Below are 11,911 nucleotides of genomic sequence, written 5' to 3'. Positions count from 1 at the left end.
CTATAGCTACAGTCACTTGAATTAGGACAAATCAAAACCCAAGAATTAATTGGCGGCGCGAAGCGCCGCCAATTAATTCTTGGGTTTATACCAATTCACGAAAGTGTGACAACACTTTTGTGAATTAAACACCAAACACAGTAAGGTTTTGAGATTCCCAAAATGGCAACGCCATTTTGGGAATTGGTATTACAGCTATATATTTTAAAAATTTTGTAAAACGGCAAAGGCATGAGTTAGCGTTAAGATTGTTAACGTTAACTCATGCCTTGCCTGTCTTGTATACTCGCCCTCTCGCTAATCTCATCGAACAGTTGCAACGTCTCCCTGGTGTGGGCGCTAAAACTGCACAACGCTTATCTCTCCATATCCTCAAGCGTCCCACCGAAGAGGTAGAAGCCCTCGCTCAAGCATTAGTTCAGGCAAAGCAGCAGGTCGGTAGCTGCACCCTATGCGGACATCTATCGGCGGAACCAATCTGTGAAATTTGTGCCCATCCCAGTCGCGATAATTCAGTGATTTGTGTTGTTGCTGACTCCCGCGATCTAATTGCCCTCGAAAAAACCCGCGAATATCGCGGGAAATATCACGTTTTGGGCGGTTTGATTTCGCCGATGGATGGGATCAGTCCCGATCAATTAAATATTCAGAGTCTAGTACGGCGCGTCAGTGGAAACCGAGTCACGGAGGTGATCATGGCGATCGCTCCCAGTGTCGAAGGGGAAACTACTACTTTATACGTGGGTGGCTTATTGAAACCTTTTACCAAAGTTACGCGAATTGCCTTTGGTATTCCGATGGGCGGTGACTTAGAATATGCAGATGAGGTAACACTTGCTAAAGCGATCGAGGGCAGACGCGAATTAGATTTTTAGTTTTGAATTAGTTTGAAATTAGTTGGAAATTAGTTGGAAATATTTCCAACTGCTAGAAATATCATGTTGCATATTGTTCCATCATGCAGATAATATTTTGCTGGTTTGCAACTCAATAATGACCATGATTGACCCGTTCCCTAAAATGAGTTCTATGACAGCTTTATCAGGGTTAATTGGTTCTGGGTGCATGATCTTTGGCGTTCCATGTTTACCAACTATCAGTGCCAGCCCCACGGCTAGAGAGCCTCAGGCAATCCTAGTATTAGGAGGCTCGCCTACCCGTGAAAAATTTGCTGCTCAATTTGCTTTAGAACACCCTCAACTGCCGATCTTTGTATCCTCTGGCAGTCCAGAGGAATATGCTCAGTATGTATTCGATCAAGCTGGGGTGAAACGCGATCGCCTCCACTTAGACTATCGTGCCGTAGATACGGTTACCAATTTCACGGTGATGGTGACGGAGTTTCAGCAGCGCAAAATTACCGATGTATATGTAATTACCTCGGAGTTTCATATGCCCCGCGCCCTTGTGATTGGCAAAATCGTTTTAGGTAGTCGCGGCATCGAGATGCATCCCGTGGCAATTCCGTCGCAAATAAAATCTGAAAATCCTACTAAGTCGCTACGTGACGGTCTGCGTTCGGTTTTTTGGTTAGTAACGGGCTCTTAGCATTTTGGGTTTTATACCAAATTAAAAACCAAAACCAGAGAGCGTACCGCCCGCTTAGCGGGCGGTACGCTCTTCTAGGTTTTAAGTTTACTTATGCTTAGCTACTTATACCAAAACACAAAATGGCTACGCCATTTTGTGTTTTTAAAACCCTTACTGGGTTTGGTTTTCAATTCCAAAAAGTGTAGCCACACTTTTTGGAATTGGTATTAAAAGCACTTGGATTGCAATTTCTAGAAATATTTTTTCAATAATATTGATCGAAATTCACTTTCGGTGTTATCTTAATAAAGCGCTAAAAAACGCAACCAGCCGGGATAGCTCAGTTGGTAGAGCAGTGGACTGAAAATCCACGTGTCACGAGTTCAAATCTCGTTCCTGGCATATTTACAAAAAAGAGTTCGCTCAGCGAGCTCTTTTTTGTTTTTGATTGAGTGAAGTGTAGTCACACTTTACTTAATTGGTATAAGATTCCAAAAGCTAAGTCATCACGTAATTGATTGGAGAGTATAACCTTGAAAGGAATTTTGATTAGCTTTGGAATTATGGCGGTTGCTGTGCTGGTCATTGTAGTTGCGCAAATTACAGGCGGACAGACAGCAGTTGCGAGTACTGGCGCACCCTCTACAGGTGTACCAAATCAAACAGCAGTAAAAATAGCAGACGCACCTTTAATAAATATGAGCGATCCCGAAATCAAAGCAACTGGCACTGGGCTAAAATACCAAGTGCTCAATGCAGGCACAGGTGCAACCCCTAAGCAAGGAGATACCGTAACTGTACATTATACGGGGAGGTTAGAAGATGGCACTAAGTTCGATAGTTCTCGCGATCGCAATAGTCCTTTTTCGTTCAAGCTGGGCGTTGGTCAAGTAATTAAGGGCTGGGACGAAGGTTTATCTCTTATGCGCGTTGGCGATCGCTATAACTTGATTATTCCTCCCGAACTCGGTTATGGCGCTCGTGGGGCAGGTGGAGTCATTCCTCCTAATGCCACTCTGATCTTTGATGTCGAGTTACTACGTATTTCTTAAATCGTTCAATCGGAAAAAGCACTGTCTTGAGACAGTGCTTTTTCGTTAGGGGTAATACCAATTCACGAAAGTGTGGCAACACTTTTGTGAATTGAAAACCAAATCCAGTAAGGGTTTTAAAATTACAAAATGGCGTAGCCATTTTGTAATTTGGTATAAGGCTATGCATAAAAGGCTATGGATAAAAAGTTAGTCACGATCGCCTTAATCACGATGTTGTCGGGGCTGCCAATGCAAGCCTTGGTATGCGATCTGGGCGCACAAGAGCAGAGCGATCGCCAGCTCCAAGCAGGTCAATTACTAAACCAAGGGCTTCAGCAATATCGCACTCGTCAGTACGAGTCCGCCTTTCAGTCATGGCAAAGCGCTTTACAGATTTATCAAGAAATCAAAGACCGCGCTGGGGAAAGCAAGGTATGGAATAATTTGGGGCTTGCTTACTATAGTCTTGGGCAATTTGCGAAGGCAGTTCCTTTCTTTCAGCAACGGTTGACCCTCTCGCGGGAATTAAACGATCGGCGGGCTGAAGCCTATGCCCTTGATAGTTTGGGGCTGAACTATATTCAGTTAGGGCAGTACGAGCAAGCGATCGCTATGTATCAGCCTGCTATAGAAATTTTGAGTCAACTCAATGACCGTAAAAATGCAGGTAATGCGCTCGGAAATATGGGCATTGCCTATCGTGAATTGGGGCAATATGCCAAAGCGATCGCTTGCCATCAGCAACAATTGGCAATTACCCGCGAGATTAGCGATCGCGCAGGGGAAGGAAGAGCCCTAGGGGGACTTGCCATTGCTTATCGCGAATTGGGGCAATATGAAAAGGCGATCGATCTCAATCGACAGGATTTAGCGATCGCCCGTGAATTGCAAGATCTGAGCGGACAGGCTAGGGCGCTCAATAATCTGGGTACGGTCTATAGCGACTTGGAGCAATATCCCCAAGCAATTGTTTTGTACAAACAAGGCTTAGAAATATCGCGCAGTCTGAAGGATCGCAGTGGAGAAGGTAGAACCCTCGGCAATATCGGCAATGGGTATCGGCAGTTAGGACAATACGAGCAGGCGATCGCTTTTCTGGAGCAACAATTGACGATCGCCCGTAACATTAACGACACCGCCGCTGAAGGCAAAGCTGCGGCTGGGCTGGGCATTGCCTACAATCGGTTAAGAAAGTATGAAAAAGCCTTGGACTTTTATCAACAAGATTTAGCGATCGCTCGTCAACTTAAGGATCGTAATGGCGAAGGGAGAGCGCTGAATAATTTGGGCGTATTGCTTGGGGAATTAGAACAACCCGAGCTAGCGATCCTTTATTACAAACAATCGGTCAACATTCAAGAATCGATTCGCAGAGATATTCGTGGATTGAGCAAAGAGGAACAGCGATCCTTTTTGGGAACGGTGGCAGGCACATACCGTAGCCTTGCGGATCTATTGCTCAAACAAGGACGGGTGATGGAAGCACTGCAAATTATCGATCTATTAAAAATCCAAGAACTGGAAGACTATCTCCAAAATGTCAAAGGAAATGAGCGTACGGCTCAGGGAATGCGGATTTTAGAGCCTGAGTCAAAAATTAGTCGCCTATCCACGGTGAGCTTTGTGCAAATTCCCTCGCTGAACCGCGAACTAGCTCAACAGATCCAGCAGATCGCGCCATCGGAACTTAATAAGGCTCCAGCATACTTACAAAAACTACCGCAAGGGGTGGTGCTCATCTATCCATTAGTGCTGCTAGATCGTCTGGAAATAGTAATTTTTGCGGCTAATTCTATTCCTACGGCGCGTAAGGTGGCGATCGCTAAGCCTCAACTAGAAGAGATGATCGCCGATTTTCGTAATGACTTGCAAGATCCTAGCTCCTACGACATCAAGACCTCGGCAAAGAAGCTATACGAGATCCTCATCAAACCGATTGAATCCGATCTCAAGCAAGCAAAGGCTACGACCATTCTCTATGCGCCTGATGGGATCTTGCGTTATATTCCCCTCGCCACCCTCTACGATGGCAAGCAGTGGTTAGTGGAACGATATCGCATCAATAATCTCATTTCCTACAGTTTGCTGGATCGCGATCGCCAAGCATTGCCTGATTTAACGATCTTAGCGGGAGCATTTGGCGGTAAAGCGGGAGAGAGCAAATTTGGATTGAGTGGACTGCCATCTTCCATTACCGAAGTAGAGAACATTGCCTCAACTTTTCCTAAAGCGAATAAATACATTGAACAGAATTTTACGAGTCAGATAATTCGGGATAAAGCGGCAGGTAATGCCATCATTCATTTGGCAACCCATGCAGAATTTAAAAATGGCAGTCCCTTTGAATCCTATCTGTTATTTGGTGATGGTAGTAAGCTCACCTTAGCCGAAGTGAATGATTTAAAGCTGCAAGATACCCAGCTCGTCGTTTTGAGTGCTTGTCAGACAGGATTGGGTAGTTTGGGAACTGGTACGGAGATTTTAGGCTTTGGCTATCAAGTCCATCGAGCAGGCGCAAGAGCATCGATCGCTTCGCTGTGGAAGGTCTCGGATGGTGGTACGCAAATACTGATGTCTGCTTTTTATAATAATTTGCGAAGGGCAAACAGTGATACATCTATAGCTTTGCGGGAAGCACAGTTGAGCATGATTAAGCCAAGTACTAAGGGAGGTGTCAATTATAGTCATCCCTATTTTTGGTCGTCTTTTGTGCTGATTAGTAATAGCTGGTAATACCAAATCACAAAATGGCTTAGACATTTTGTGATTTTAAAACCTTATCCCAATTCCCAAAAGTGTAGCTACACTTTTGGGAATTGGGATAAAAACTAAACCTAGCAAGGGTTTTCAAGTTAAGAAATGGCGTAGCCATTTCTTAACTTGTCTCTTATTTGCGATTGAAAACTTCTAAGGTTTGACGGCTAAAATCGCGCAAGTTAGCGATTCCGTCTTCCATAGGGATGTTATCGCCTAAAAATTGCCAATTGTCCACTGTAGAGAAGCGCCACCTTTCTCCCTTATAGTCATGTCCGCTTGCCTCAATACCGATCGCGCGCAGATCGCCATCGACAGGATCTTCATATAGGCGAATTTGGAAGAGAATACAACGAACCTTGAGCCGCCAACTTACCCCTGGAAAATGAAAGCCCACATCAATCGAATCGGGATCGAGAAGTTTCCGCGTATCCGAATTATTTAGCCAAGGTTTGAGATCCGATCGCGCAGCAGGATAAATAGCCTTAAACAAATTGACAATAGTCGCGATTTTGGTTGCGACTTCGACATTTTTAGCTTGTTCGGCAGCATTCACTGGCAAGACCCTCATGCTAAAACCTATAAAGGTAAATAAAAAATTACTTATAAAACATAGCCCGATCGGCTTTTAGTAGCCGATTCTAGCATCTGCTCACCATAAATCGAATTAACTAGCGATCGCTGTAGCAGTTGTTATAAAAAAGGTAGATTACGCCGTAATCTACCTTTTGAGGGGTACTAAATCGGGAATATCCTTAAAATCTTCTAGGACAGACGACTCAAGACTTAAGCGATCGAGGAGCTTTGCAAATTCCTTACCGCATGATTCTGAACTTTGGCGGATTTGCTCCTGTGCAAATTTGATAATGATCCACCCCGAACCGACTAAAGAGCGATCGGCGAGGTCATTTTGCGTGAGACTGGCGGCACTTTCTGAGGAATTCGCGATCTCGATCGCTATCCGCGCATTTAGTTCGGGATTGACATAGGTGAGGGCAGGAGCCCAATGATAATCAATGCTGGGGATATATTGTTGACATCCTTGATAAAGGGTTCCCGATAGGTGTTTTTGCAGCGTAACGCCAAAATTGTAAATAGTCTCCGCGATCGCTTGTTTATCCCGTTCGCTCGTTAGATCTAGCCCTGCGGAATTAGTGAGGACGCGCAAATTTTCGAGCGGAGGCAGTTTGGCAAAGAACTTTTTAAATTGATAGTGGCGAAACTCAAGGATGCGCTCTGGGGCATGGGCGATCGCTAATTTCTGCTGATAGCTCACTTCCTCCCGCGAATAGGCTTCTAGCTTTGTAAAATAATTTTGCAGCACATTTTGATGGCTTTGATATCTTCTCTTATAGGTGAGAAATTGATATCTGATCCTGAGGACGATTACCACTGTACCCAAGATCAGCAGAATGATCCCCAGCTCCTTTGCCACAAGAGTGACGATCGCGACGATCGCAATTAGCCCGAAACTTAAGGCGATTGCTTCTTGGATCTGAATTGGTGCGGGTAGTTGATTGGGCGGAGGGCTTGGTAAGGGAATATTAAGTTCGGGCGCAACGGGCTTAGATTGGGCAATGCGCTGCACTTCTGGAGGAATGAGGATAACAGGAAACTGACGCATCGCTTAGTAGCCTGAAAATTCGGTTAAGGGTAATTTTTACAGTGCTTGGCAAGATTGGCAAGTCAACCAAACCCAAAATATGAGTAGTGGCGCGAAGCGCCACTACTCATATTTTGGATGTAGCTTGCGGCTACACTTTTGGGGATTAAAAACCAAACCCAGTAAGGGTTTTAAAATTACAAAATGGTGTAGCCATTTTGTAATTTGGTATTAGGCATTTTCTAAGCCCGGAATCGAGCGATATAGTTGTACATACTTATCCGCTGATGATTGCCAACTGAAATTACTATTCATGCCGCGCTCCTGTAACAAACGCCATGCATCGGTGTAGCGGTAACTTTCCCAAGCCCTTACCATGCAGGTGTACATGTCCAAAGGCTCGTAGCGATCGAAGCAGAACCCAGTTCCCACCTGACCGATGGGATCGTGGAAGGACACGGTGTCCACCAAGCCACCAGTGCGGCGGACGATGGGCACAGAACCGTAACGCAGGGCAATCAATTGGCTGAGTCCACAAGGCTCAAAACGGCTGGGCATCAAAAAGGCATCGGAACCTGCATAAACACGATGGGATAGGGCGGAATTAAAGAGAATCTGTGCTGACATCCGCCCAGGATAGCGAGCCGCGATTTGCCATAGTTGGGATTCGTAGTAGCGTTCGCCCGTACCTAAGACTACAAACTGAGCATCGGTATAGGCAAGATAGCGTTCTAAGGTTTGTAAGAGTAGATCGAGCCCCTTCTGTTCGACCAGCCTTCCGACCATGCCGATCAAGAAAGTGGCAGGATTGACGGTTAAGCCCAATTCTTTTTGTAAAGCAATTTTATTGGCAAGGCGATCGTCAAGGGTATCAACGGAATAGTTTTGTACCAAGGCGGTATCAGTGGCAGGATTTTCTAAATCGGTATCGATGCCGTTTAAAATCCCCCAAGGCTTGAGAAATGAAAGTATTCCTTCTAGCCCTTCACCATAGGTCGGCGTACAAATTTGCTGCGCATAGGTGGGAGAAACTGTATTTACGCGATCGGCATACTTGATTCCCCCTGCCATCGTGTTATGGGCATCCATATACCAAGGAGTCCATGTGATTTTGTCTAAGAACCAACGCCAAGGTCCTTGATAGGCGAGGTTATGAATTGTAAATACGGTGCCAATATCGGAAACTTGATGCATCCACACAGGAATCATGCCTGTATGCCAATCATGGCAATGAATGATATTGGGTTTCCAGTAATTCCATGAAAATTCGGCAACCGCATTGGCAAACATCGTGAAACGCCAATCTTCGTCATCGCCGCCATATACGCGGGCGGGAATAAAGGCTCCATGCCCTACTAAGTAAAGAGGGACATCCGTTCCTGGTAATACGGTCTGAAAAATATCGAATTCCTGAAACATGGCATAGCCTTTCCAGATCCATTCAGGATTTTCTTTCAGCTTGTCTGGGATCACGCCGTAGTAAGGCATGATAATGCGCACATCATGCCCCATCTTCTTCAGAATCGGGGGGAGTGCGCCCACTACATCTGCCATACCGCCAACTTTGGCGAGAGGAGCAACTTCAGCCGCCGCAAATAAAATTTTCATTCTTCGATCGTTACTCGTATTGTCTGGCTATTTAAATTATTTTCAGGCATAGCGCGATCGCTACAGCAGCTATTTTTTGCAAGCTCTACTTGAATAACAAAAACGAAACCCATCAAGATGGCTTCTTTTTTGTTGTTTGGGTGGATCTATGCCAACCTGCATAAAGGTGGCTCTCTATGGACTTACAAGCATCACAGATCAAAGCCCAGAAGCTAAGTGACGGCGCGAAGCGCCGTCACTTAGCTTTGAGTAAGCAGAACTTACATTGCTACAGTTAAGGGAAAGTACATGTCGCAGTTGGAACGCTGACATTACCAGTAATGGCGAAAGTAGTGCCCGTATTTCCTTGAGCTAGTAAGGCAGTTTGTAACGCACCCGTAGTACTAATGGGAGTACTTATACCTGAAAGTTGAATTTGTCCAGTCCCTCCAGTTTGATTAAATCGATAGTCCGCAACTGCTGCGTTTGATGATTGATTGTTTTGGACTTTGACACATAAATTAGAACTGTTTTGTTTTCTAAATAACAAGCCACCAGAGTTGGTTTGATTAGATGTATTGCTGACTGTATTGTTGGTTAAAGTTGCGCGAATGATTGAGGTGTCTTGAGTCCTGACTAAGATTCCACCTTCATCTGGAGAAGCCGCAGGACTACCGTTATTAGCATTCGAGATCGAATTATTATTTACGGTTGCAGTGAGTTGTCCAGCATTTTGAGTTCGCAATCGGATACCGCTTTGTCCTGTATTCGCAATTTGATTGCCTGAAATTACCACTCCTGAAGTGGTCACACCCCCTAAGGTCACAGGACTACTTAAATTAGCGGTTGCCCCAGTTGACTGGGCGACTCTGATCTGAATGCCAGTCTCGCCCATGCCGTTAAAGGTATTATTGCTAATGATAGCTGAGGCTTTAGATCCATCATCTGCACCAAAACTGATGCCTTTGTCGGAAATATTAGAGACCTTGTTGTTGGCAATCGTAAATCTCGCGATCGCATTTGTCGATAAATTTATATCGATGCCGTCACCAGCGGCGGCTGGGCTAGTAATGTTGCGGATAACATTATTAGAGATATTAACAATGGCAGTGGTAGTCGCAGGGCATCCACCGATGCCATCACCATAAAGACGACAGACACTAACTTCAATGCCATCAATTTCATTGTTAGCAACTGGAGTTACGCCATCATTGTCAAAGGTGGATAGCTTATTGTTATCGCCAACCGTATTGCCACTAATATTTAGGTTGAGATTGCCTGCCCCCGTACGTACAAAAATGCTCGCTTCGAGCCCAGTTTGTGTTTTAGGTTGAATAGTATTTAAAACCGTATTATTGGTAATCGCGGCATTACCAGTTACATTGTCAAAGCGAATACCTTCAGCGATTGCCCCCGAAACGGCATTCCCGTCAATGGTGGTAGTAGTAGCATTCACATTGGAGAGGACAATACCGCGACCATCAAAGCCCAAGGATGTATTTGGGGCAGTAATCGTGACATTGTTATTGCTAACTGTGGGATTGCCTGAACCATTTTGCAGCACAATGCCAGCACCAGCGGAGTTAGAAATTGTATTCCGCAAGACATTAGTGTTGCCGCTAAATCCAGAAAGAAAAATATCGCGATCGCTCGCTACAGAGCTAGTAATGGTAACGCGGTTATCAGCAACTGTGGCATTGATGTTGTTTGTACCAACGACACCAGAACTATTGGGGCGAATGTCATATCCTGAGAGGATCTGATTAGATCCTGACGCTAAAGTGACAGTGCCTTTAACTATTGGATATACTCCCGTCCCTGAAGGGAGGGGAATATTAGGGAAGGTCGTCCCTCCGATACCAGTCTGATATGAAACTGGAATTAAAGTTGGCGCGCTAGAAACAACTTTAGTCCCATCTGGGATCGTAAAGCCGCCTATGGTTGGGGCTGTCGAGCCCGATGGATTGTAGGCATATACAACTCCATTTGCCCCAGCCGAACCCGCATTGGCAAGCGCTGTCGAGAAATTAGCAAAAGACACAACATTCGGCGTGCCACTTAAACCTGTAGTACTATCGGCGACTACAAAGAAACTGTAAGGTTGACCTGTTACGGGATTGATGGCGACAAGTCCATCGCGAACGGTTTGATTCTCGACTAGGATGGAGCCATTCCGCGAAAGCGGTTCGTTCATGCGGTCGAGCAATGTCGGCGGAGTAACTTTTCTTTCCGAACGGTTGGAAAGATTTATCCCAATATTGAAAAGAATGCTGGTTCCAAAAATGCGATCGTTCTGAATCGATAAACCCGCATTAACGAGATCGCCATAGTACGCTAAGCCCCCCTTAATACCTAAGGCTCCGATGCTATTGGTAGCGGTGTAATAATAGGTTCCGAGATAGGGGCGCAGATAGCCAGCATCGCCTGTGTTGACTATTGTGCCAGCTTCCAACTCCACACCACCCATGGCGGCATCAAAACGACGCTCGCGATCGATTAAAAACTGAGTGCCCTGAAAAGTTCCACTGTTGAGGAGCGTTTCGCTCAATTGGGTATTAGTCTTGCCCACTGGAAGATAGGCATTGAGTCGCATATCCCAAGATTCCGCAAAAAACTCTAAACCTGCGGAAATTTGATGAAAAAACTGCGCTCCCGTATCGCGATTGTCGTAGGCTAGATAGCCACCTAGTACATATTTGCCAATGTCATTTAGCGATCGATAACCGACGGCAAGGTTAGAACCCATGCGCCCATTGTTAAAGAGCCGAACTTGAGGATTAAGATATAAAAAGTTTTCTGGTGTTTGATTGAGAGGAATGCGTAACTCAACGCTAGTATTACCATCTATGCCTGCACCACTGCCGTTATAACGAATTTGAGCATCAAGTGGAAATGGATTAGTCTGACTCACCACTTCTGATACGACTATTCCATTTATACATATTAATGATGATAAACAACAAGATTTGAATCCCCAAGATGACGCTCTTTTCTGCATAGTCCCTAATAACCCATTTTTCTAACAAGAATCTACATCCAACTTATTTTGAAGGTTAAGGTCTCAACACCCCTGTGTTGCCGAATACTCGACTATATGAAATTTGCAAAATTTTCTGGAAAGTACTGTAGCAACGTAGGAGATATCTAGGACAAATCAAAACCCCAAAGAAGAGTGGCGGCGCTTTGCGCCGCCACTCTTCTTTGGGGTTTTGATTTAATTGCACCTAGCCACAAGGTTTTTCAAGTTAAGAAATGGCGTAGCCATTTCTTAACTTGGTATTACTCAGCGATCGCGCCATCGTCTGGGCTGCTATCGTTATCATGGGGAAGCTCGAGGCAATATCCCGCACCATATACGGTTTTAATATATTTAGGATGGCGCGGATCGGGTTCGAGTTTGGTA

Annotated in this window: 9 protein-coding genes and 1 tRNA gene; 5 read left to right on the top strand and 5 right to left on the bottom strand. The window is 45.1% G+C overall.

Annotation, left to right across the window (positions count from 1 at the left end):
* Positions 1-269: 269 nt before the first annotated feature.
* The 5 genes from recR to AC805_RS12560 all read left to right on the top strand — a co-directional run bounded on the left by recR (position 270) and on the right by AC805_RS12560 (position 5,297).
* On the top strand, positions 270-875 hold the full coding sequence (gene recR / locus AC805_RS12580) for a recombination mediator RecR (protein WP_197278717.1): 606 nt from the start codon (positions 270-272) through the stop codon (positions 873-875).
* Between the two features lie 154 nt (positions 876-1,029).
* Positions 1,030-1,548, top strand: coding sequence for a YdcF family protein (locus tag AC805_RS12575; RefSeq protein WP_231662792.1), 519 nt, complete (start codon positions 1,030-1,032; stop codon positions 1,546-1,548).
* Between the two features lie 311 nt (positions 1,549-1,859).
* Positions 1,860-1,932, top strand: a tRNA-Phe gene (locus AC805_RS12570).
* Between the two features lie 131 nt (positions 1,933-2,063).
* The gene (locus AC805_RS12565; protein WP_055075753.1) at positions 2,064-2,582 is read left to right on the top strand and encodes an FKBP-type peptidyl-prolyl cis-trans isomerase; all 519 of its coding nucleotides are present in this window, start codon (positions 2,064-2,066) and stop codon (positions 2,580-2,582) included.
* A gap of 177 nt (positions 2,583-2,759) precedes the next feature.
* Positions 2,760-5,297: a CHAT domain-containing protein gene (locus AC805_RS12560; protein WP_055075752.1), complete on the top strand. Its 2,538-nt coding sequence runs from the start codon at positions 2,760-2,762 to the stop codon at positions 5,295-5,297.
* A gap of 154 nt (positions 5,298-5,451) precedes the next feature.
* On the opposite strand, the gene AC805_RS12555 is transcribed toward AC805_RS12560, so the two are convergent.
* From AC805_RS12555 to AC805_RS25625, 5 genes are all read right to left on the bottom strand, one after another.
* Positions 5,452-5,874, bottom strand: coding sequence for a hypothetical protein (locus AC805_RS12555; protein WP_055075756.1), 423 nt, complete (start codon positions 5,872-5,874; stop codon positions 5,452-5,454).
* Between the two features lie 165 nt (positions 5,875-6,039).
* Positions 6,040-6,942 carry a hypothetical protein gene (locus tag AC805_RS12550; RefSeq protein WP_055075751.1) on the bottom strand — a complete coding sequence of 301 codons (903 nt, stop codon included), beginning with the start codon at positions 6,940-6,942 and terminating at the stop codon, positions 6,040-6,042.
* Positions 6,943-7,152: 210 nt separating this feature from the next.
* Positions 7,153-8,529, bottom strand: a complete 1,377-nt coding sequence (glgA, locus tag AC805_RS12545; protein ID WP_055075750.1) for a glycogen synthase GlgA — start codon at positions 8,527-8,529, stop codon at positions 7,153-7,155.
* Positions 8,530-8,803: 274 nt separating this feature from the next.
* Positions 8,804-11,419 carry a right-handed parallel beta-helix repeat-containing protein gene (locus AC805_RS12540; protein ID WP_197278716.1) on the bottom strand — a complete coding sequence of 872 codons (2,616 nt, stop codon included), beginning with the start codon at positions 11,417-11,419 and terminating at the stop codon, positions 8,804-8,806.
* Positions 11,420-11,787: 368 nt separating this feature from the next.
* The coding region (locus AC805_RS25625) for a helix-turn-helix domain-containing protein (protein ID WP_197278715.1) at positions 11,788-11,911 on the bottom strand (124 nt) is incomplete at its 5' end.

This window comes from Pseudanabaena sp. 'Roaring Creek' (assembly GCF_001402795.1).
Classification (GTDB): domain Bacteria; phylum Cyanobacteriota; class Cyanobacteriia; order Pseudanabaenales; family Pseudanabaenaceae; genus Pseudanabaena.
Note: the sequence above shows the minus strand (reverse complement) of the source record. Positions and strands in the feature narration are given on the sequence as shown.

Excerpts from the sequence above, each read along its gene's own strand:
- AC805_RS12575 (WP_231662792.1), top strand. The coding sequence starts at position 1,030 with ATGACAGCTTTATCAGGGTTAATTGGTTCTGGGTGCATGATCTTTGGC.
- AC805_RS12560 (WP_055075752.1), top strand. The coding sequence starts at position 2,760 with ATGGATAAAAAGTTAGTCACGATCGCCTTAATCACGATGTTGTCGGGG.
- AC805_RS12550 (WP_055075751.1), bottom strand. The coding sequence starts at position 6,942 with ATGCGTCAGTTTCCTGTTATCCTCATTCCTCCAGAAGTGCAGCGCATT.
- glgA (WP_055075750.1), bottom strand. The coding sequence starts at position 8,529 with ATGAAAATTTTATTTGCGGCGGCTGAAGTTGCTCCTCTCGCCAAAGTT.